This is a genomic window from Pseudomonas sp. M2(2023), assembly GCF_030263955.1.
Lineage (GTDB): Bacteria > Pseudomonadota > Gammaproteobacteria > Pseudomonadales > Pseudomonadaceae > Aquipseudomonas > Aquipseudomonas asiatica.
Map to the genome: position 1 here is coordinate 978,617 of NZ_CP127114.1, position 22,661 is coordinate 1,001,277.

General features: G+C 63.6%; 17 protein-coding genes. 14 read left to right on the top strand and 3 right to left on the bottom strand.

The window, feature by feature from the left end; genetic code table 11:
- Positions 1–10 precede the first annotated feature (10 nt).
- The 9 genes from pilW (at position 11) to QN085_RS04600 (ending at position 9,776) form a co-directional block, all read left to right on the top strand.
- Positions 11–772: a type IV pilus biogenesis/stability protein PilW gene (pilW, locus tag QN085_RS04560; protein WP_013971023.1), complete on the top strand. Its 762-nt coding sequence runs from the start codon at positions 11–13 to the stop codon at positions 770–772.
- The gene (locus QN085_RS04565) at positions 769–1,809 is read left to right on the top strand and encodes a RodZ domain-containing protein (RefSeq protein WP_013971024.1); all 1,041 of its coding nucleotides are present in this window, start codon (positions 769–771) and stop codon (positions 1,807–1,809) included. The genes pilW and QN085_RS04565 overlap by 4 nt, the downstream gene beginning before the upstream one ends.
- Before the next feature lie 2 nt (positions 1,810–1,811).
- Positions 1,812–2,921 (top strand): flavodoxin-dependent (E)-4-hydroxy-3-methylbut-2-enyl-diphosphate synthase, encoded by a 1,110-nt coding sequence (ispG, locus tag QN085_RS04570; protein ID WP_003257869.1) that lies wholly within the window; start codon positions 1,812–1,814, stop codon positions 2,919–2,921.
- Between the two features lie 25 nt (positions 2,922–2,946).
- Complete coding sequence (hisS, locus tag QN085_RS04575; RefSeq protein WP_013971026.1) at positions 2,947–4,236, top strand: histidine--tRNA ligase; 1,290 nt, start codon at positions 2,947–2,949, stop codon at positions 4,234–4,236.
- 39 nt (positions 4,237–4,275) lie between these two features.
- Entirely contained in the window at positions 4,276–4,914 is a 639-nt protein-coding gene (locus QN085_RS04580; RefSeq protein ID WP_013971027.1) for a tetratricopeptide repeat protein, read from the top strand.
- A complete protein-coding gene (gene bamB, locus QN085_RS04585) occupies positions 4,915–6,057 on the top strand; it encodes an outer membrane protein assembly factor BamB (protein ID WP_023661350.1) in 1,143 nt (380 codons plus the stop codon).
- A gap of 117 nt (positions 6,058–6,174) precedes the next feature.
- Positions 6,175–7,638 carry a ribosome biogenesis GTPase Der gene (der, locus tag QN085_RS04590; RefSeq protein WP_013971029.1) on the top strand — a complete coding sequence of 488 codons (1,464 nt, stop codon included), beginning with the start codon at positions 6,175–6,177 and terminating at the stop codon, positions 7,636–7,638.
- 210 nt (positions 7,639–7,848) lie between these two features.
- Positions 7,849–8,997, top strand: a complete 1,149-nt coding sequence (locus QN085_RS04595; RefSeq protein ID WP_023661351.1) for a pyridoxal phosphate-dependent aminotransferase — start codon at positions 7,849–7,851, stop codon at positions 8,995–8,997.
- Positions 8,985–9,776, top strand: a complete 792-nt coding sequence (locus QN085_RS04600; protein WP_023661352.1) for an amidohydrolase — start codon at positions 8,985–8,987, stop codon at positions 9,774–9,776. Before QN085_RS04595 ends, QN085_RS04600 begins: the two co-directional genes overlap by 13 nt.
- Before the next feature lie 129 nt (positions 9,777–9,905).
- Here the strand turns inward: QN085_RS04600 and QN085_RS04605 are convergent, their stop codons facing one another.
- A complete protein-coding gene (locus QN085_RS04605; protein WP_041506255.1) occupies positions 9,906–12,461 on the bottom strand; it encodes a PepSY domain-containing protein in 2,556 nt (851 codons plus the stop codon).
- A gap of 262 nt (positions 12,462–12,723) precedes the next feature.
- Positions 12,724–15,036: a TonB-dependent receptor gene (locus QN085_RS04610; protein ID WP_041506254.1), complete on the bottom strand. Its 2,313-nt coding sequence runs from the start codon at positions 15,034–15,036 to the stop codon at positions 12,724–12,726.
- Positions 15,037–15,257: 221 nt separating this feature from the next.
- Here QN085_RS04610 and QN085_RS04615 point away from each other — a divergent pair, with 221 nt between their 5' ends.
- Together QN085_RS04615 and QN085_RS04620 are read left to right on the top strand one after the other, a co-directional pair.
- Positions 15,258–15,938 carry a Fe2+-dependent dioxygenase gene (locus tag QN085_RS04615; protein ID WP_013971034.1) on the top strand — a complete coding sequence of 227 codons (681 nt, stop codon included), beginning with the start codon at positions 15,258–15,260 and terminating at the stop codon, positions 15,936–15,938.
- 3 nt (positions 15,939–15,941) lie between these two features.
- Entirely contained in the window at positions 15,942–16,691 is a 750-nt protein-coding gene (locus QN085_RS04620) for a tetratricopeptide repeat protein (protein ID WP_024086310.1), read from the top strand.
- A 156-nt stretch (positions 16,692–16,847) separates the two neighbouring features.
- Here the strand turns inward: QN085_RS04620 and QN085_RS04625 are convergent, their stop codons facing one another.
- Positions 16,848–18,011: a type III PLP-dependent enzyme gene (locus tag QN085_RS04625; protein ID WP_015269027.1), complete on the bottom strand. Its 1,164-nt coding sequence runs from the start codon at positions 18,009–18,011 to the stop codon at positions 16,848–16,850.
- Between the two features lie 494 nt (positions 18,012–18,505).
- Between QN085_RS04625 and QN085_RS04630 the strand changes: the two genes are divergently transcribed.
- The 3 genes from QN085_RS04630 (at position 18,506) to QN085_RS04640 (ending at position 22,518) form a co-directional block, all read left to right on the top strand.
- Positions 18,506–19,003 (top strand): sigma-70 family RNA polymerase sigma factor, encoded by a 498-nt coding sequence (locus QN085_RS04630; protein WP_013971037.1) that lies wholly within the window; start codon positions 18,506–18,508, stop codon positions 19,001–19,003.
- Between the two features lie 20 nt (positions 19,004–19,023).
- A complete protein-coding gene (locus QN085_RS04635) occupies positions 19,024–19,986 on the top strand; it encodes a FecR family protein (RefSeq protein ID WP_041506253.1) in 963 nt (320 codons plus the stop codon).
- Positions 19,987–20,094: 108 nt separating this feature from the next.
- Positions 20,095–22,518, top strand: a complete 2,424-nt coding sequence (locus QN085_RS04640; protein ID WP_041506252.1) for a TonB-dependent siderophore receptor — start codon at positions 20,095–20,097, stop codon at positions 22,516–22,518.
- Positions 22,519–22,661: the final 143 nt, after the last annotated feature.

The following is a 22,661-nucleotide window of genomic DNA, read 5'->3' on the forward strand; positions in this document are numbered from 1 at the left end:
GACCTTGCCCATGAGCCTGCGCGCCGCGCTGTCGATCCTTGCGCTTTCGCTGCTGGCCGGCTGCGTGTCGGGCGGCGCGGGCGACCCGCTGGCCAGCCGCCAGGGCAGGGCAGAGGCGGGGCGGGCCTATGTGCAGCTTGGGCTGGGTTATTTGCAACAGGGTTTGACCGAGCAGGCCAAGGCGCCGCTGGGCAAGGCCCTGGCCCTGGATGGTGGTGATGCCGATGCGCACGCCGCCCTGGCGCTGGTCTTTCAGGCCGAAGGCGAGCCCGCGCTGGCCGAAACGCACTTCCGCAAGGCGCTGAAGGCACGCACCGGCGACACGCGAATTCGCAACAATTACGGCAGTTTCCTTTATGCTCAGGGCCGATTTGCCGAGGCCGAGCAGATGTTTCGCCTTGCCAGCGCCGATACCCTGTATCCTGAGCGCTCACGCGTTTACGAGAACCTGGGCCTGACCGCCCTGAAACTCGAGCGCCGCGACCAGGCGCATGCGTATCTGCTGAAAGCTCTGCAACTCAACCAGCGGCAGCCGAAAGCGTTGCTGGAAATGGCTGAGTTGTCCTACGAAAACAGGCATTATGTGCCGGCCCGGGACTACTACGATCGTTTCAGCCAGTTGAGCGACCACGATGCCCGTAGCCTGCTGCTGGGCAGCCGCCTTGCCAGGGTATTCGACGAGCAAGGCACACTGGCCGAGCTGGGCCAGCAATTACAACGACTTTATCCCGGTACGCCGGAATATCAGCAATACCTGTCGGAGCAACGATGAAAGCCGCGCATCCCGAAGTAGCAGTAGCGCCTGGCCAGAACCCCGGTGAGCTTTTGCGTCAGGCCCGTGAGAACCGGGACTGGTCACAAGCCGAGGTGGCCCGCAAGCTCAACCTCACTGTCAGTTCGTTGAACCACGTGGAAACCGGCGCCTTCGACAAGCTGCCGGGGCATACCTTCGCCCGTGGTTATATCCGCGCCTATGCCAAGCTGATGGACCTGGACCAGGCTGCCCTGGTGGACGCCTTCGACCGTTACACCGGCACCCACGCCAAAGGCAGCGACGTGCACTCGCTGGGCCGTATCGAAGAGCCCGTGCGCCTGTCGCACAACATTCTGCGTGGCGTCAGCCTGCTGCTGCTGGTGGCAGTGGTCGGCGGCGGCTTCGTCTGGTGGCAGGACCAGGGCAGCCTGCGTGGCAAGGAGCTGGCCAAGATTGCTCTGGAGCACGTCGAAGTCGAAAGCGCCGACGGCACCACCCAGATTCACCCGCTCGATGAGCCTGAAGACCAGGCTGTTTCCGCAGGCCAGCAGCCTGAGAGTGCGCCGCTGCCGCTTGAGCAGGGCGCAGCCGAGCAGCCTGCCACCGCCGTACCGGCACCGGCAAGCCCGGCGCCTGCCGATACCGCTGCCGTAGTACCGACACCGGCCCAGCAGGCGCCTGTGCCAGCGATCGCCAGCGCACCTGCTGCCGCGCCTGCGCCGGTAGCACCGGTTGCCCCGGCCCCGGCGGCTGTTGCACCTGCTACGCCGGTAGCGGCCGTGGCCGCTGCCGCCCCTGCCGCAGTGCCGGCTGGCAGCGCCAAGGTTGCCATCCAGTTCGTCGCCGATTGCTGGACCCAGGTCACCGACGGCAACGGCAAGGTGCTGTTCAGCGCCATCAAGCGCAAGGGGGACAACCTCGAGCTGACCGGCAAGCCGCCGTTCTCGGTACGCCTGGGCTTTGCCCGTGGCGCCCAGGTCAGCTACAACGGCCAGGCCGTCGATGTTGCCCCGTTCACCAGTGGCGAGACCGCTCGCCTGAAGTTGGGACAGTAATCATGCACGGCGAATCTCCGATCAAACGTCGCGAATCCCGCAAAATCTGGGTCGGCAATGTACCGGTGGGTGGTGATGCCCCCATCGCGGTGCAGAGCATGACCAACACCGACACCAACGATGTGGCCGCCACCGTGGCGCAAATCCAGCGCCTGGTCGATGCCGGCGTGGACATCGTGCGCGTCTCGGTGCCGGACATGGACGCCGCCGAGGCGTTCGGCCGCATCAAGCAGCAGGTCAGCGTACCGCTGGTTGCCGACATCCACTTCGACTACAAAATCGCCCTGCGCGTGGCCGAACTGGGCGTCGACTGCTTGCGTATCAACCCGGGCAACATCGGCCGTGAAGACCGCGTGCGCGCGGTGGTCGATGCCGCCCGCGACCGGGGCATCCCGATCCGTATCGGCGTCAATGCCGGCTCCCTGGAAAAGGACCTGCAGAAGAAGTACGGCGAACCGACCCCGGCAGCGCTGGTCGAGTCGGCCCTGCGCCATGTCGAGCACCTCGACCGCCTGGACTTCCAGGACTTCAAGGTCAGCGTCAAGGCATCCGATGTGTTCATGGCCGTCGAAGCCTACCGCCTGCTGGCCAAGCAGATCGTGCAGCCGCTGCACCTGGGCATCACCGAAGCCGGTGGCCTGCGTTCGGGGACGGTGAAATCCGCTGTCGGCCTCGGTATGCTGCTGGCCGAAGGCATTGGCGATACCATCCGTATCTCGCTGGCGGCCGACCCGGTCGAAGAAGTGAAAGTCGGCTACGACATTCTCAAGTCGCTGCACCTGCGCTCGCGTGGCATCAACTTCATCGCCTGCCCGAGCTGCTCGCGGCAGAACTTCGATGTGGTCAAGACCATGAACGAGCTGGAAGGGCGCCTGGAAGACCTGCTGGTGCCGCTGGACGTGGCGGTGATCGGTTGCGTGGTCAACGGCCCGGGCGAAGCCAAGGAGGCCCATGTGGGGCTGACCGGCGGCACGCCGAACCTGATCTACATCGACGGCAAGCCGGCGCAGAAGCTGACCAACGACAACCTGGTCGATGAACTGGAAAAGCTCATTCGCCAGAAAGCGGCCGAAAAGGCCGAAGCCGACGCGGCGCTGATCGTCCGTGGCTGACACACAGAATTCGTAAGGACTTTTCGTGAGCAAATCGCTGCAAGCCATCCGTGGCATGAACGACATCCTGCCAGAACAGTCGCCACTGTGGCGCTACTTCGAAGGCACCGTGGCCGGTCTGCTGGATACCTACGGGTACAGCCAGATCCGCACGCCGATCGTCGAGTTCACCGAGCTGTTCAAGCGCTCCATCGGTGAAGTGACCGACATCGTCGAAAAAGAGATGTACACCTTCGAGGACCGCAACGGCGACTCGCTGACCCTGCGCCCCGAAGGTACTGCCGCCTGCGTGCGTGCCGTACTCGAGCATGGCATCACCGGCAACGGCCAGGTGCAGAAACTGTGGTACATCGGCCAGATGTTCCGCCACGAGCGCCCGCAGAAGGGCCGCTACCGCCAGTTCCACCAGATTGGCGTGGAAGTGTTCAACCTGGATGGCCCGGACATCGACGCCGAGCTGATCATGCTGACCTGGCGCCTGTGGGGCCTGCTGGGCATCCAGGACGCGGTCAAGCTGGAGCTCAACAGCCTGGGCACCAGCGAAGCCCGTGCACGCTACCGTGATGCGCTGGTCGAGTTCCTCTCGGCGCGCCTGGAGCAACTGGACGAAGACAGCCAGCGCCGCCTGAAGAGCAACCCGCTGCGCATCCTCGACAGCAAGGACCAGAACACCCAGGCGGTGCTGGTCGGCGCGCCGAAGCTGGAAGACTACCTGGACGAAGAGTCGCGCGTGCACTTCGAGGGCCTCAAGGCCCGCCTGGACGCTGCCGGCATCCCGTTCGTGATCAACACCAAGCTGGTGCGTGGCCTGGACTACTACAGCAAGACCGTGTTCGAGTGGGTCACCGACAAGCTCGGCGCCCAGGGCACTGTCTGCGCCGGCGGCCGTTATGACGGCCTGGTCGAACAGATGGGCGGCAAGCCGACCTCGGGCGTCGGTTTCGCCATGGGCATCGAGCGCCTGATCCTGCTGCTGGAAACCCTGGGCAAGGTGCCCGAGTCCATCAGCCGCCAGATCGACGTCTACCTGTGCGCCTTTGGCGAACAGGCGGAGCTGGCCGGCCTGCGCCTGTCCGAAAGCCTGCGTGACCGCTTGCCGGGCCTGCGCCTGGCAGTCAACGCCGGCGGTGGCAGCTTCAAGAGCCAGTTCAAGAAAGCCGACAAGAGTGGCGCGCTGTTCGCCCTGATCCTCGGCGACGACGAGCTGGCCAAGCAAGAGATCGGCTTCAAGCCCCTGCGTGGTCAGGGCGAACAACAGAACATTGCCTGGGATGCTCTGGCTGAGCACCTGGAAACCGCGATCGCGCAGGCGTAACGCGGTTCAACAAGCGAATAGGCGAAAAGGAGTATTGGGGTGTCGAGTACCGATGATGAACTGGCAGGGGTCAAGGACTGGTGGAACCGCAACGGCAAGCCGCTGCTGACCGGTGCCCTGTTGGCTGGCGTAGTGGTGTTGGGCTGGAATACCTGGCACAAGTACCAGAACAATCAGTCGCAAGGTGCCTCGCAGCTGTACCAGGCCTTGCTGGAGACCAGCCTGACGCCGACTGGCCAGCCTGACGCGACCAAGGTCGCGGAACTGGCCGGCAAGCTCAAGAGCGAGTTCGGTGGTACCGCCTACGCCCAGTACGGCAGCCTGTTCGTTGCCAAGGTCGCGGTCGAGAGCGGCAAGCTCGACGACGCTGCTGCCGAGTTGAAGAGCGTGCTGGACAAGCCGGCCGATGCCACTCTGGGCGAAATTTCGCGTCAGCGCCTGGCTCGTGTACTGGCCGCCCAGAACAAGGCCGAGGATGCCCTCAAGCTGCTCGACGGCGACGCCGACAAAGCCTTCCTGGCCAGCCGCGAAGAGTTGAAAGGTGACCTGCTGGTGCAACTGGGTCGCGCCGACGACGCGCACAGCGCTTACGAGAAAGCCAAGGCTGCGTTGTCCGATGAGGCGGCGGTCGGTGGCCTGCAATTGAAGCTGGATGACTTGGCCAAAGGGGACGCGTAAGTGATCGGTTGGAAACATGCAGCAGTGCTGACCCTGGCCGTACTGGCCGCGGGTTGCAGCAGCAACAGCAAGAAGGAACTGCCTCCGGCCGAGCTGACCAAGTTCACCGAGGAAGTGGTGCTGAAAAAGCAGTGGAGCCGTTCGATCGGTGACGGCCAGGGCGAGACCTACAATACCCTCGTACCTGCCATCGAGAACGACCGTATCTACGCCTCCGACGTCAACGGCGAAGTCTTCGCCCTCGACCGAATCACCGGCGACGTGGTGTGGAAGAAGGACCTCGAGCTGCCGGTTTCCGGCGCTGTCGGCGTGGGCTACGGCCTGGTCATGATCGGTACCCTCAAGGGTGAAGTCATCGCCCTGGACTCCAGCACCGGTGAGGAGCGCTGGCGCTCCCGCGTGACCAGCGAAGTACTGGCCCCACCTGCCAACAACGGTGACGTGGTGGTGGTGCAGACCCAGGACGATCGCCTGATCGGCCTGGATGCCGCCACTGGCGACCGCCGCTGGATCTACGAAAACACCCCGGCCGTGCTGACCCTGCGTGGTACCGGCGCACCGATCGCCACCAATCGCCTGGCCGTCGCCGGCCTGTCCACCGGCAAGGTGGTGGCGGTGGACATCAACAACGGCGTGCCGGTGTGGGAAAGCCGTGTGGCAATCCCGCAGGGCCGTTCCGAGCTGGACCGCGTGGTCGATATCGACGGCGGCCTGCTGCTGTCGGGTGGTATCCTGTACGTCAGCACCTACCAGGGCCGCGTCGCGGGCCTGGACCTGGAAAGCGGCCGCGTGCTGTGGCAGCGTGATGCCTCCAGCTACGTGGGTGTCGCCCAAGGCTACGGTAACGTCTATGTCAGCGAAGCTTCCGGTACTGTCGAAAGCGTCGACGAGCGCTCGTCCAGCGCCCTGTGGACCAACGACACCATGGCTCGCCGCCAGCTGACCGCGCCTGAAGTGTTCTCCAGCTACGTGGCGGTGGGCGACTTCGAGGGTTACCTGCACCTGCTGAGCCAGGTCGATGGCCGCTTCGTCGGCCGTGAGCGTATCGACAGTGATGGCCTGCGTGCCCGCCCACTTGTGGTCGGCGACACCATCTACGTCTTCGGCAACAGCGGCAAGCTCGAGGCACTGACCATCCGCTGAAGCTATGCTTGAAGCCTTGGCGGGCTTCAAGCCGCGGCGTAGGACACGCCGCCCGAACTCCGGCCGCTGCCTTGCAGCGGCCTTTGCATTTTCAAGAATTCAAGAGTGGAGAGCCGAATGGTTCCCGTAATCGCCCTGGTGGGCCGCCCAAACGTCGGCAAATCCACCATGTTCAACCGCCTGACCAAGACCCGCGATGCCATCGTTGGTGACCTGTCGGGCCTGACCCGTGACCGCCAGTACGGTGATGCCACCTGGCAGGGTCGTTCCTTCATCCTGATCGACACCGGCGGTATCACCGGTGACGAAGTGGGCATGGACGAGAAAATGGCCGAGCAGTCGCTCATGGCCATCGAAGAAGCTGACTATGTGCTGTTCCTGGTCGATGCCCGTGCCGGCATGACCGCTGCCGACCAGATGATCGCCGAGCACCTGCGCAAGCGGAACAAGGAAGCGATCCTGGTTGCCAACAAGATCGACAACATCGATGCCGATGTGGCACGCGCCGAGTTCTCGCCGCTGGGCATGGGCAACGCGATCCCGGTAGCCGGCTCCCAGGGCCGCGGCATCAATGCGCTGATGGAGGCCGTGCTCGGCCACCTGCCACGCGACCAGGTCGAGGAAGCGCTGGACGCCGAAGTCGCCGAAGGCGAGGAAGCGGTGCGCATCCCGGGCCCGAGCGAGAAGGATGGCATCAAGATCGCCATCATCGGCCGCCCCAACGTCGGCAAGTCGACGCTGGTCAACCGCATGCTCGGCGAAGAGCGCGTGGTGGTTTACGACCAGCCGGGCACCACCCGCGACAGTATCTACATCCCGTTCGAGCGCGATGACGAGAAGTACACCTTCATCGACACCGCCGGCGTGCGCAAGCGCGGCAAGATCCACGAGGAAGTTGAGAAGTTCTCGGTGGTGAAGACGCTGCAGGCGATCAAGGACGCCAACGTGGTGATCTTCGTCATGGACGCCCGCGAAGGCGTGGTGGATCACGACCTGAACCTGCTGGGCTTCGCCCTGGAAGCTGGCCGCGCCATCGTCATCGCCCTGAACAAGTGGGACGGCATGGAGCCGGGCGAGCGTGACTACGTGAAGACCGAGCTGGAGCGCCGGCTGTTCTTCGTCGATTTCGCCGACATCCACTTCATCTCCGCCCTGCACGGCACCGGCGTGGGCCACCTGTACAAGTCGGTGCAGGCCGCGTTCAAGTCGGCGGTAACCCGCTGGCCGACCAGCCGCCTGACGCAGATCCTCGAAGATGCCGTGAGCGAGCACCAGCCGCCGCTGGTCAACGGCCGCCGCATCAAGCTGCGCTATGCCCACCTCGGTGGTGCCAACCCGCCGCTGATCGTGATCCACGGCAACCAGACCGACAAGATTCCGAAGTCGTACTCGCGTTACCTGGAGAACACCTACCGGCGCGTGCTGAAGCTGGTCGGTACGCCGATCCGCATCGAGTACAAGGGCGGTGAGAACCCGTACGAGGGCAAGAAGAACACCCTCACCGACCGCCAGGTCAACAAGAAGCGCCGCCTGATGTCGCACCACAAGAAGGCCGAGAAGAAGCGCCGCGACAAGCGCTGATTCCGCGTCGACTTCTTCGCGGGTAAACCCGCTCCTACAGGACCCACAGTTTTCGAAATCTGTGCAGGACCTGTGGGAGCGGGTTTACCCGCGAAGAGGCCCTTTGATCCAGCGCAAATCCCCCTATTGTTTCAACCTTTTTCCTGACCGCTCGATCCGCTATGCTCGGACTCCACCCCGTGCCGGATACACCCCAGGAAAGAGGGCTCCATGATCCGCAGCAAACTGCCGAATGTCGGCACGACCATCTTCACCACCATGTCCCAGCTCGCCGTGCAGACGGGCGCGCTCAACCTGTCGCAAGGCTTCCCCGACTTCAATGGCCCGCAGGCGCTGCTCGATGCAGTCGGCCGGCATGTGGCCGCCGGGCATAACCAGTATTCGCCGATGACCGGCCTGCCGGCCCTGCGCCAGCAGGTGGCGGCCAAGGTCGCGCGGCTGTATGGCGCGCAGGTGGATGCCGACCAGGAAGTGACCATCACCCCTGGCGCCACCGAGGCGATCTTCTGCGCCATCCAGGCTGTGGTGCATGCCGGTGACGAGGTAATCGTCTTCGACCCTTGCTACGACAGCTACGAGCCGTCCGTGGAACTGGCTGGTGGGCGCTGCGTGCATGTACAGCTGAGCGATGGCGATTTCCGCATCGACTGGCAGAAGTTCAGCGATGCCCTCAGCCCGCGCACGCGCATGGTCATTCTCAATTCGCCGCACAACCCCAGCGGTGCGCTGATTACCCGTGAAGACCTGGACCAACTGGCGCGGCTTATCGCTGACCGCGATATCTACCTTGTCAGCGACGAGGTCTACGAGCACTTGGTCTATGACGGTGTACGCCATGCCAGCGTGTTGGCCCACGAGCAACTGTACCAGCGCGCCTTCGTGGTCAGCTCGTTCGGCAAGACTTATCACGTCACCGGCTGGAAGACCGGCTACGTGGTCGCCCCGCCGGCGCTGAGTGCCGAGCTGCGCAAGGTGCACCAGTACGTCAACTTCTGCGGTGTGACCCCGCTGCAGTGCGCCTTGGCCGATTTCATGGCCGAGCACCCCGAGCATATCGATGAACTGCCGGCCTTCTACCAGGCCAAGCGAGACCTGTTCTGCGGCTTGCTGGAGGGCTCGCGGTTCCGCTTCACCCGCACGGCGGGTACCTATTTCCAGCTGGTGGACTATTCGCAGATCCGCCCGGACCTGAACGATATCGAAATGTCGCTGTGGCTGACCCGTGAGCACGGCGTGGCGACCATCCCGGTGTCGGTGTTCTACCAGCAACCCATCCCCGAGCAACGCCTGGTCCGCCTGTGCTTTGCCAAACGAGAGGAGACGCTGCGTCAGGCAGCGGAAAAACTATGCGCGATCTGAGTACACTGCCGAATCTGAAAGTCGCCCTGGTGCAGACCACTCTGGCCTGGCACGACCGCGAGGCCAACTATGCGCACTTCGAAGTGCTGCTGGAGCAGGTGGGTGAAGTGGACCTGGTGATCCTGCCGGAAATGTTCACTACCGGCTTTTCCATGCAATCGGAAAGCCTGTGCGAGCCGGAAAACGGCCCGACCTACAAATGGCTGAAGGCCCAGGCGAAGAAGTACAACACGGTGATTACCGGCAGCGTGATCATCCAGGCCGCCGATGGCAGCCACCGCAACCGCCTGCTGTGGGCCCGACCGGATGGCGAGATCCTGCACTACGACAAGCGTCACCTGTTCCGCATGGCCGGTGAGCACAAGCATTACACCCCGGGTGAGCGCCAGGTGCAGTTCGAGCTCAAGGGCTGGCGGATTCGCCCGCTGATCTGCTACGACCTGCGCTTCCCGGTGTGGAGCCGCGATGCCCAGGACACCGACCTGTTGCTGTACACCGCCAACTGGCCGGCTGCGCGCCGCCAGCACTGGAACCGCCTGTTGCCGGCGCGGGGTATCGAGAACCTGTGCTATGTGGCGGCGGTGAACCGGGTGGGTACCGACGGCAAGGGCTTTGCCTATTCCGGCGACAGCCAGGTGCTGGATTTCCAGGGCGAGAGCCTGCTCAGTGCCGGCGAGGCCGACGGTGTTTTCACCGCTGTGTTGAGCGCGGCAGAGCTGGCGGCCTACCGGACCAAGTTCCCGGCCAACCTGGATGCCGACACCTTCGAGCTTCACTGACAGCTTGTACCGGCCTCTTCGCGGGTAAACCCGCTCCCACAGGTCCCCCACAGTGTTTGAATTCTGTGCAGTACCTGTAGGAGCGGGTTTACCCGCGAAGAGGCCTGTGCTGGTTACATCAGTTTCCGATCAGTACACATCCCGCCGATACCGCCCATCCTCGATCAGCTGTTGCACAACCGCTTCCCCGAGGATGCCGTTGAGCGCTGCATCCACCCCGGCAGCCATGCCTTGCAGGCTGCCGCAGACATACACACAGGCACCATCCGCGACCCAGCGCTTGAGCGTTTCAGCCTGCTGCAGCAACACATCCTGCACATACACCTTGTCGGCCTGATCCCGCGAAAATGCCAGGTCCAGGCGTGCCAGGTCGCCGTTGTCCAGCCAGCCTTGCAGCTCGTTGCCGCACAGCAGGTCATGCGCCCGGTTACGCTCGCCGAACAGCAGCCAGTTGCGCTGCTCGCCAGCATTCACCCGCGCGCGGAGCACGCTGCGCAGGCCGGCCAGGCCGGTGCCATTGCCGATCAATACCAGCGGTGCAGCCGTTTCCGGCAGGTGGAAGCTGCTGTTGCGCCGCAAACGCAGGCTCAACATACCCCCAAGCGGCAGGTACTCGGTCAGCCAGCCGGAACCCAGGCCCAGATTGCCATCGGCATGGCGTTCCTGGCGCACGATCAGCTCCAGCACACCATCGCTGGCGATCGAGGCAATCGAGTATTCGCGGCTGCCGATCGGCACCAGTGCGTCGACCAGCGCCTGCGGCTGCAAACCGACCAAGTGATCGCGACGGGTCGGCAACTGGCGACCGGACAGGGCCTGGGCGAGGGTTTCGGCCAAGCCATTCACTTGCACCTTGGCCCCGCCGTCCAGCGCCATGCCATCGAGGAAGGCGTCGATCCTCGGCTGGCCGTTGAGCGGCAGGATCTCCACCAGGTCGCCGGCTTCCCAGCTGGCGGGCTGCTCCGGTCGCAGGCCCAGCAGGTACACCGGCTGGCCCTGGCTGCCCGGGTTGAGCAGTTCGCGGCGCACCAGCGACCAGTTGCCGAAACTCGGCGGCTGCCAGGCGGCCACTGGCTGGGCGCCGGTCAGTTGCGCCAGTTCCTGCTGCCACTGCTGCAGCGCGGCCTGGTCGGCGTTGTCCACTTCCACCGGGCTGAACGCACTGCTGGCACCGCGTTCACCCAGCCATGCCTGCAGGCGGCGGGCGAAGCCGCAGAAGTGCGGGTACTGGCGGTCACCGAGGGCGAGCAGGGCATAGCTGAGGTTGTCCAGCGCCCAAGGTTGGCCGAGCACCTTGCGCTCGAAGGCGCGGGCGCTGTCGGGGGCTTCGCCGTCGCCGAAGGTGCTGACCACGAACAGCGCACGGCGGGCCTGGCGCAGGTCGCTTTCACCCAGTTTTGCCAGGGCGCGTACCTGCACTGGCAGGCCGGCGGCCTGAAGCTGCCCGGCGCTCTGCCAGGCCAGTTGTTCGGCAAGCCCGCTCTGGCTGGCAAAGCCGATCAGCCAGCTATCGCCGCTGGCAGTGTTGCTGGTGACGTTGCCACGGGCGGCACGTACCTGGCGCTTCTTGCGACGGCGGTCGAGGTACAGCAGCCAGCCGGTGACGAAGAACAGCGGCATGGTCAGGCTGGCGATGGTGACGATGATGCGCCCCGGCAGGCCGAAGTATTCGCCCACGTGCAGGGCGTAGACGCTCTGGAGCAGCTGGGCCTTGAAGGACTTGTCGGTGTAGCGGTCATGTCTTTTCACCTGGCCGCTGGCCGGGTCCAGTACCAGGGTGTTGAAGGCACGTGGGTGGTCGGCGTTATCCAGCAGGTAGAACAGGTTGGCCGGCTGGCCGCCTACCGGCGGCAGGCGCAGGTTGTACATGGCCAGGCCCGGGCCTGCAGCGTCCTTGAGGTTGGCCCAGATTGCGTCGTAGTCGACCACCAGCGGCGGGGCGTTCTTGTCGATTTTCTGCGGCCCGTGGCGGCCACGGCCTTCGCCGCGCTTTTGCTGCTGGCCGGCGATCGGCGCGTCGGCCAGCAGCTTGTTCAGGCCCTCGCGGTACCACTCGTAGGACCAGAACAGCCCGGTCAGGGCGAACAGCAGGTAGAACAGCAGGCACCAGGTGCCGGCCACAGCGTGCAGGTCCCAGTTGAAGGCGCGGCCTTTCTTGGCCCAGTCGAAGGTCAGCCAGGTGCGCCAGTCCAGCGCCTTGCGCGGCCAGCGCAGGTACAGGCCGGAGAGGCAGAAGAACACCAGCATTAGGGTGCAGGCACCGGTGATCTGCCGGCCGCTGTCGCCCATGGCCAGGAAGCGGTGCAGGTTGAGCATGAGGTTGAAGAAGCCTTGCCCGGCCACTTCTCCCTTGAGTTCGCCGGTGTACGGGTCGGCGTAGCGCAACTGGCCACGGCGCTCGCCTGGCGGTGGGGTAAAGAAGACGCGTGCGGCGTTGCCTTCGCGTACATCGACCCACAGCATCGCCACCTTGTCGTGCTGCTGGGCCTCGACCCGCTGGACCAGTTCGGCCGGGGGCAGCACGCCCTCCGGGCGCACCTGGACCTTCAGGACATCGGTATTCAGCGCGCGCAGCAGTTCGTCCTGAAACGAGTACAAAGCCCCGGTGATACCCATCAAGGCCAGCACCAGGCCAGCGGTGATGCCAAAGAACCAGTGCAATTGGAACAGCGTCTTCTTCACCACATGATCACCTTGTGTTTCTGCCGCACACTGCGCGGCGTGCATTATGCCTTGATACGCAAAAGCCCCGCTCACGGGAATGAACGGGGCAGGGTGGGCTAGTCAGTCAGGCTTGTGTTGTCTGTACCGGCCTATTCGCGGGTGAACCCGCTCCCACAGAGATATCACTGGACCTGAGGCCAGTGGAGTACCTGTGGGAGCGGGTTCACCCGCGAAAGGGCCGGCACAGGCGCAGCCCATTCAACAGATCAACCCGATCCCGGCATCAGAAGTGGACGCTGGTGGTCAACAGAGCCGTCCGCCCCGCCGCCTGGTTGGCGAAGTGGGTAGAGAAGGCCTTGTCGTAGTACACCTCGTTGGTCAGGTTCTGCACGTTCAGCTGCAGGTCGACGTTCTTGGTCAGCTTGTAGGCGGCCATGGCGTCGTAGCGTACATAGCTGTCGACCATGGTGGTGTTGGCCACGCTGCCATACACGTCATCCACGTAGAAGGCACCGCCACCCACGGTCAGCTTCGGTGTAATGGAGTAGGTGGTCCACAAGCTGGCGCTGTTGTTCGGCGTGTTCGGCAGCTGGTTGCCGTCGTTGGCCTTGTTCACGGCACCACCGTCTATCTGGCGAGCTTCCATGTAGGTGTAGCCGGCAAATACCTGCCATTTTTCGGTGATCTTGCCGCTGGCAGACAGTTCGATGCCCTGTACGCGAGTTTCGCCGACGTTCTCGTAGGTAGTGGTGTCAACCTGGACGCGGGCGTTTTCCTTCTCGGTGCGGAACAGCGCTGCGGCCAGGGACAGGCGCTGGTCGAGCAGGTCCCACTTGGTGCCGATTTCGTAGTTGGTGGTTTCCTCCGGCTCCAGATCGCTGCTCAGCAAGTTGCCGGCGCGGTCGGTGGTGTTGCCCAGCGGGTTGCCTTCAGTACCTTCGCCCAGCATTGCTCCGGGTGGCGTTGCGGAGGTGGCGTAGGAAACGTAGATACTGCCATTCTCGGCCGGCTTCCATACAAGGCCCAGCTGGCCGGTAACGAACTCGCTTGTATCCTTGCCTTTGGAGACAACGCCCTTGCTGTTCACCGCGGTGGCGCCTGTGGCGTCGTAGGTGCGGTACTGGGTGTCGAAGTGGTCGTAGCGCAGGCCCATGTTCAACAGCCACTCGGGCGTAAGTTCGAGTGTGTCAAAAACATAAATTGCGCGGGTGTTGCTCTTGGTATCGGTGCCCGCGTAGTTGCGTGCGATGCTGCCGTTCCACGGATCGTCCGGGTTCGGGTTGCTCAGTGAGGTGCAGTTGTAACCGCTGGTGGCGCCGATCATGCCTGGGGTGCAGTTGGTGTTGGCGGTGCCGCCCGGGACGGTGTCAGTATCGACGGTGTAGCTCGAGCGCTTGCTCTCTTCTCGGCTCAACTCGATACCGGTCGAGAAACTGTTCTTCATGCCACCCAGGTAGAACTCACCGAACAGGTCGGTCTGGTTGGTGGTGGTGGCAGTGTTGCCCACACGGGTATTGGCGCGGCGCCAGACGCTGCCGTTGTTGACGTTACCCTTGCTGTCGTCAGGCTGGGTCAGGATGTAGTCCTGCATGCTGTTGCCATGGCGCAGGGTGTTCTTGATGGTCAGCGAGTCGGTCAAGTCGTGCTCGATGGCAAAGGTGGCAATATCCACGCGGCTTTTGCGGAAGTCACGACCGGTCAGGCCATAGAAGTTGTCGCTGTCGCCGCCGTCGTACGGCTTGCTCGGGTGTGCCGAGGTGCGGGCAGTACTACCAGCGGTCGGGATGGTGTACGGAATGCCCGAATCCGGCAGGTCGTCGCTTTCCAGATGGTAGTAGTCGAGGTTCACGCGGGTCGGAGTACCCAGGCCGAAAGCCAGCGATGGGGCGATACCCCAACGGTCGTAGTTGACCTTGTCGCGGCCGGCGACGTTGCTTTCGTGGGTCATCAGGTTCAGGCGCCCGGCAACGGAGTCGCTGAACTGGTAGTTGCCATCGAAGGTATAGCGCTGGGTCTGGTCGCTGCCCCAGGTCCAGGCGCCGTCAAGCGAGTTGCCCAGGTGGGCGCGCTTGCTCACCAGGTTGATGCTGCCGCCGGCGGCGCCTCGGCCGCCGATGGCCGAGTTCGGGCCCTTGGCTACCTCTACCGATTCGATGGCGAAGATTTCGCGGGTTTGCGCACCAGTGTCGCGCACGCCGTCCAGGTAGGTGTCGCCCTGGGCGTCGAAGCCGCGGATGAACGGGCGGTCGCCTTGCGGGTTGCCGCCTTCGCCGGCACCAAAGGTGATGCCCGGTACAGTGCGCAGTGCATCCTGCAGCGTCAGGGCGTTGGTGTCCTTGATCACTTGCTGCGGGATCACGGTTATCGAGCGGGGGGTATCCACCAGCGGCGCGGTGTACTTCTGCGAGGATGCCTGGTCGACCTTGTAATCGGTGCTGGCCTGTTCAGCCTTGCCGTTGACGCTGGTGGCGTCGAGGGTGATAGCACTGCTGGCGACCGGGTCGGCGGCGTAGGCCGACGAAGCGCTGAGGGCTACGCCGATGGCAGACACGATCAGGCGTGGTGAACTCACTGCAGATGGTACGTACTGGCGCATTGCTAAGGACCTTCCCCAAGGTGGTAAGGCCGCGGATCTTAATGTAAGCAATTGTGACTCACAATTGAGATTCGTTACCATTCGTGAATAATTTACAATCTTTACAATTTGCCTTTACGGTTTCATCAAGCTGAAACGTCTTAAGCGGCAATTGGGGCTTGTGAAGCGCAAAAGGGAATCAATATCATTGGCGCATTACATTTTCCGACGGTGCTGTCGCCATGCTGCTTCACATCCCTGGCCTGTTTCACGCCGATGAACTGGCCCGTATCCGCGAGGCGCTGGAGCAGGCCGACTGGGCCGACGGCAAGATCACGGCCGGCTACCAGTCGGCCAAGGCCAAGCACAACCTGCAACTGCCGGAAGGCCACCCGCTGGCCAAGGAAATTGGCAGCGCGCTGATCGACCGCCTGTGGCAGAACCCGCGCTTCATGTCTGCAGCCTTGCCGCACAAGGTGTTCCCGCCGCTGATCAACTGCTATCGCGAAGGCGGCAGTTTCGGCTTCCACATCGACAACGCCCTGCGCCAGCCCAAGGGCAACCCGGAGCGGGTGCGTACCGACCTGTCTTCCACGCTGTTCCTCAGCGATCCGGACAGCTACGACGGCGGCGAGCTGGTGATTCAGGACACCTATGGCGTGCAGCAGGTCAAGCTGCCCGCCGGTGACCTGGTGCTGTACCCCGGCACCAGCCTGCACAAGGTCAACCCGGTTACCCGTGGCCAGCGTTATGCCGCGTTCTTCTGGACCCAGAGCCTGGTGCGCGAGGACAGCCAGCGGGCGTTGCTCTTCGAGATGGACAATGCCATCCAGCAACTGACTGCCGATGTGCCGGACCATCCGTCACTGCTGCAGTTGACCGGCACCTACCACAATCTGCTGCGCCGCTGGGCCGAGGTCTGAGCCGTGTCCTATCAGTTGCGGCGTGAGGAAGTGGTGGATGTGGCCGGTTTGCGGGCCATGCTGGAAGAAAGCCCTGGCAAGGCCGCCCAGGCGATCCTGGCGGCGGCAGGGCAGGGCGCGGTCGAGGCACAGTTGCTGCTAGGGCAGATCCTGCTCGACGGGCGCGGCATTCAGGCGGATGCAGCCGTCGCCAGGCGCTGGTTCGGCATCGCCGCGCAGGGTGGCAGTGCCATGGCGCACAACATGCTGGGCCGTTGCCTGGAGCATGGCTGGGGCGGTGAGCCAAGCCAGACGCAGGCGGCCATTCACTATGCGCGTGCGGCCGATGCCGGGCTGGACTGGGGGCTGTACAACCTGGGCAACTTGCTGGCCACCGGGCGCGGCATACCGGCCAACCAGGCACAGGCGCTGATGTGCTACGAGAAGGCCGCGCACATGGGGCATGCCAAGTCGATGAACCTGTACGGGCGTTACCTGGAACAAGGCATCGCCACGGCGCCCAATCCGACACGGGCGGTGCGCTGGTATCGGCGCTCGGCCGAGGCGGGGGACTTTCGTGGCATGTTCAGCCTGGCGCTGGTGCTTGTCGAGCGGGGACAGGTGGCGGAAGCCGGGCCCTGGCTGGAGCGGGCGCGGGTCGAGGGGAACATGAATTTCCTGCGCAGTGCCTTGGTAACCCTGCAGGGGGCGGGGCCGGCGTTGATGGCCTTTGCCGGGAGCTATGCCCAGGAGCTTGAGCGGCGCGAAGCCTGATGTTGACTGGGCCGGCCCCTTCGCGGGCAAGCCCGCTCCCACAGGTACAGCGCCAGTTTTCAATGTAGCGCCGTCCCTGTAGGAGCGGGCTTGCCCGCGAAGAGGCCAGCACAGGAGTACACAAATGAAAACGGGGCCTTTCGGCCCCGTTTCGCATTACAGGTAGTAAGCCTTCAGCGGCGGGAAGCCGTTGAATTCCACTGCGCTGTAGCTGGTGGTGTAGGCGCCGGTCGACAGCCAGTACAGGCGGTCGCCGATGGCCAGGTTCAGCGGCAGGCCGTACTTGTAGTGCTCGTACATGATGTCGGCGCTGTCGCAGGTCGGGCCGGCGATGACCACTTCTTCGGTCTCGCCTTTCTTCTCGGTCCAGATCGGGAACTTGATGGACTCGTCCATGGTTTCGATCAGGCCGGAGAACTTGCCCACGTCGGTGTAGATCCAGCGCTCGACGGCGGTACGCGACTTGCGTGCAACCAGTACCACTTCGCTGACCAGGATACCGGCGTTGGCAATCAGCGAACGGCCCGGCTCGAGGATGATTTCCGGCAGGTCGTCACCGAAGTCTTCCTTCAGGAAGCGGATGATCTCTTCGGCGTAGGTTTCCAGGCTGTTGGTCCGGGTGATGTAGTTGGCCGGGAAGCCGCCACCCATGTTGATCAGCTTCAGCTCGATGCCGTCTTCTTCCTTCAGGCGCTCGAAGATCACCTTGACCTTGGCGATGGCGGCGTCCCACACGCTGATATCGCGCTGTTGCGAGCCGACATGGAAGGAAATGCCGTAAGGCACCAGACCCAGGTCGCGGGCGAGAATCAGCAGGTCCATGGCCATGTCGGTCTGGCAGCCGAATTTACGCGACAGCGGCCAGTCGGCGGTGGTCGAGCCTTCGGTGAGGATACGCACGTACACCTTCGAACCCGGTGCGGCCTTGGCGATGTTGCGCAGGTCGGCTTCCGAGTCGGTGGCATACAGGCGCACGCCCTTCTCGTAGAAGTAGCGGATGTCCTTGGACTTCTTGATGGTGTTGCCGTAGCTGATACGGTCGGCGCTGACGCCGCGGCCCAGCACCTTGTCCAGCTCGTAGATCGAGGCGATGTCGAAGCTCGAACCTTTCTCTTTGAGCAGGTCGATGATTTCCACGGCCGGGTTGGCCTTGACCGCGTAGTACACCTTGGCGAATTCGAAACCAGCGCGCAGGTCGTCGTAGGCCTGGCTGATCATCTGGGTATCGATGAGTACGAAAGGGGTTTCCTGCTTGTCGGCAAACGCCTTCATTTTCTGGAAGGTGTCACGCGCGAAATAGTCTTCGACCTGGATCGACATGCTCAGGGACTCCATGGGCAAACTGAAAATTTAAGTGGCTGCAAACTGAACGTCCTCCGTATCCCCACTTTGGTTCGCCTACTCAGTACTTGAGCCGGATGGATCGTTTCCAGCATGGACGTTCGGCGCGCACTTTAGGGCGTGAAGAATGCAGAATCAACAGGCAATCCGGGCGTGATCGACGCGGATCGACGACCTGCCATTTGAATAACCGACCCATGTGACCGGCTGATGTTCCCCGGAGTGTTTCAAGCGTAAAAAATAGTGGAATGGAGCGCGTTGGTTCCTTCGCGGGCACACCCGCTCCCACAGGCATCTCGCGGTTCCTGTGGGAGCGGGCGTGCCCGTGAAGGGGCCTCAGGTGTTCATATTTATGGCCACATTTCCCTGGCACTGCCGTGCATGAAAAAGACGATAAATTTTTTGTTACCGACTGGCGGAATTGCCGTCCTTGATGAGAAAAATTACTATTCGCACCCTTATCTGCCTCCCTGATGACCCCGACCGTGTCCGGACCCAAAGGCTTCCTCGACCACTACCATGAGCTGATCGGCACCTGGACGCGCAAGTTGCGCAGTCGACAGCAGGCCGAGGACCTCACCCACGATGCCTTTGTCCGGGTACTGGAAAACCCGCGCGAGCAGGTCGAGCAGCCACGCGCCTACCTGCACCAGACCGCACGCAATATTGCCGTGGATGGTTTCCGGCGCGAGGACCGCCGCCAGGCCCTGGAGCTGGAAGCCTTCGACGAAGGCGTGGCCGGCAGTGGCGACCCCGAGGCCTACGTGCATGCGCTGGAGCTGGCCGACAGTGTCGAGCGGGCGCTGGCCGAACTGCCGCTCAATTGCCGGCAGGTGTTCATCTGGCAGAAGCTCGAAGGCCTGACCCAGGCCGAGATTGCCGAGCGCATGGGGTTGAGCAAGAACATGGTCGAAAAGTATATGATCCGGACGCTCCGGCATCTGCGCGAGCACCTGGATGTGTCGGCATGATGAGTCAGGAGACCTTTTCGATGAAACAGCACGGTACCGATACCGTCCGCGAGCAGGCGGCCGCGTGGTTCGCCCGGGTGCAGGATGCACCTCGCGATGCCGGGCTGCAGGCGCAGCTGCACGCCTGGCTGGAAGGCGATGCACGGCACCGTGATGAGTACCAGCAGCTCTCCCGCCTGTGGCAGGCCGCCGACTTCATCCCGCGCCAGCGCCTGGAAGCGCTGTGCCAGCCGGCCCCGGTACGCCAGTTGCCACGTCGGCGCTTCGTGCGCCAGGCCTTGGCCGCCAGCGTGGCGGCACTGGCGCTGGGCCTGGGCTGGGGCGGCTGGCACTACCAGCAACTGAATCACCAGGGCAGCTTGCAGACCGCCTTCAACGAACGCCGCCAGGTCGAACTGCCGGATGGATCGCACCTTGAGCTCAACGGCAGCACGCAAGTGCAGGTCGCTTTCAGCACCGGCCAGCGGCATGTCCGGCTGATGGCGGGTGAGGTGATGTTCACCGTGGCCCACGACAGTGGCAGGCCGTTCGTGGTCGACACCGCCCAGGGTAGCGTGACTGTCACCGGTACCCGTTTCGACGTCCGCCTGGAGCCGGCCAGCACCCGCGTGGCGGTGGAGCAGGGCTCGGTGCGTGTGCAGGGCAAAGGCGCCTCGCTGGCGCAGCTCACGGCGGGCCAGGGCTCGCATATAGATGCACAAGGCCAGGTGGCCGCGCCCTATGCGGTGAATACCGGCGCCCTGACTGCCTGGCGCCAAGGCAGGCTGGTGTTCGACAACGCCACCCTGGCCGAGGTGGTGGCCGAAGCCTCGCGCTACCGTAGCCAGCCGCTGTGGGTTGCCCCCGGCAAAGTCGCCCAGCTGCGGCTGTCCAGCACCTTCAGCACCGACGACACCGATGCGCTGCTGCGTGCCTTGCCGAGCATCCTGCCAGTGGCCATCAAGGCCCATGAAGATGGCTCGCGCGAAATAATCGCGAAATAGATTCAGGTTTTTTTCCGCTCGTTCGTCTTCCCCGTCAGCTGCAACTGCCAAGCATTTCCATTTGCATGCGGTTGGCGTTTATTCCGTATTCCAGGAAGTTTCGACGACGTGAACAACAACAATCCCTTCCCAGGCTTCCGCGCCCTGGCACTGGCCCTGGCGGTCAGCGCCGTGGCCGTCAACAGCCAGGCCGCAGACGCCACTATTCAGATTCAGGCCCAATCCTTGGCATCGGCGCTGAACCAACTGGGCCAGCAGACCAACCTGCAGCTGTTCTTCAACCCCGAACTGGTGGCCGGCAAGCAGGCCCCGGCGGTGTCCGGCCAGCTGGCGCCCGAGCAGGCGCTGCAGCAGTTTTTGCAAGGCAGCGGCCTGACCTACGAGATGTCCCAGGGCACCGTGGTGGTCAAGCCCGCCCAGGCCGATGGCACCCTCACCACCGGTAGCCTGGAGCTGGCGCCCACCGACGTCAAGGTGGTGGGTGACTGGCTGGGCGATGCCCAGCAGAGCGTGGTGCAGAACCACCCCGGCGCGCGCACCGTGGTACGCCGCGAGGCGATGGTGGAAAAGGGCGCAATGAACGTGCGTGACGTGCTGCGCGGCATCCCGGGCGTTCAGGTGCAGGACTCCAACGGTACCGGCGGCAGCGACCTGTCGCTGAGCGTGGGCGTTCGCGGCCTGACTTCGCGCCTGTCGCCACGCTCCACGGTGCTGATCGACGGCATTCCGGCGGCCTTCGCCCCCTATGGCCAGCCGCAACTGTCGATGGCGCCGATTTCCTCGGGCAACCTCGACAGCATCGACGTGGTGCGTGGCGCCGGTTCCGTGCGTTATGGCCCGCAGAACGTCGGTGGGGTGATCAACTTCGTTACCCGGGCAATCCCCGAGAAGCCCTCGGCCGAGCTGTCCACCACCCTGGAAACCTCCCAGCATGGCGGCTGGAAGCACACCGAGTCGGCCTTCGTCGGCGGTACGGCGGACAACGGCATGGGCGTGGCGCTGCTGTACACCGGGGTGAATGGCAACGGCTACCGTGAAAGCAACAATGGCAACGACATCGACGATGTCATCCTCAAGACCCACTGGGCACCGACCGACGTTGACGAGTTCTGGCTCAACTTCCACTACTACGACGGCCGTGCCGACATGCCTGGTGGCCTGACCCAGGCGCAGTACGACAGCAACCCGTACCAGTCGCTGCGCGACTACGACTACTTCGCCGGCCGGCGTAAGGACGTGTCGTTCAAGTGGCAGCGGCAGCTCGACGACGCCACCCAGTTCGAAGTGCTGACCTACTACACCGACAGCTTCCGCGGCAGCTCCATTGCCTCGCGCGACATGAAGACCCTGTCGTCGTACCCGCGCAACTACCACACCTTTGCCATCGAACCACGGCTGTCGCGGATCTTCTTCGCCGGCCCGACCACCCAGGAAGTCAGCGTGGGCTACCGCTACCTGAAGGAAGCGATGCGTGAGCAGTCGACCCGCCTGGCGCTGATCGACAACGTGCCGACGCCCGCCCCGGGCTCCGATGGCCATGTGTTCCAGGACCGCAGCGGTGGTACCGAGGCCAGTGCCTACTACATCGACGACAAGATCGACGTGGGTAACTGGACCATCACCCCAGGTATCCGCTTCGAGCATATCAACACCGACTGGCGCGACCGCCCGGTGCTCGGTGCCAACGGCCAGCCGGTGCCGGAGAAGAAACGCAGCATCACCAGCAACGAGCCGCTGCCGGCGCTGAGCGTGATGTACCACATCTCCGATGCGTGGAAGGTGTTCGCCAACTACGAGACCTCGTTCGGCAGCCTGCAGTACTTCCAGCTGGGCCAGGGTGGTACGGGCAACAGTACGGCCAATGGCCTGGAGCCGGAAAAGGCCAAGACCTACGAAATCGGTACCCGCTATGACAATGGCGGCTTTGCCGGTGAGCTGACGGCGTTCTACATCGACTTCGATGACGAACTGCAGTACATCAGCAACGACGTGGGCTGGACCAACCTCGGTGCGACCAAGCACCAGGGTATCGAGGCCTCGGTGCGCTATGACCTGGACGGTCTGGACCCGCGCCTGGAAGGGCTGTCGGTGAGCGGTGGCTATACCTATACCCGCGCTACTTATGAAGGGGACATCCCTGGCTTCGAGGGCCGTGACCTGCCGTTCTATTCACGCCAGGTGGCCACTGCCGGCGTGCGTTACGCGGTCAATCACTGGACCTGGAACCTGGATGCCTACGCCCAATCCAAGCAGCGCGCGCCGGGTACCGGGATCAATGCCGATGGCAGCTTCAACGGCGACTACATCACCGAGCCGAGTGCGGACGGGCAGTTTGGCGATATTCCGGGTTATGTGACCTGGCATGCCCGTGGCGGGTATGAGTTCGGGCCCCAGATGTCCAACCTGAAGCTGGCGGCGGGGGTGAAGAACTTGTTCGACAAGCAGTACTTCACTCGCTCCAGCGACAACAATGCCGGCATCTATGTGGGTGAGCCGCGGACCTTTTACGTGCAGGCCAGTGTAGGGTTCTGACATCGCGTCGCCTGCTTCGCGGGTGAACCCGCTCCCACAGGTACCGCGCAGGTCTTTAGCCTTGCACCGACCCTGTAGGAGCGGGTTTACCCGCGAAGAGGCCGGCACAGGCAATCCATTACTTGGGTTTTGAGCCGAGATTG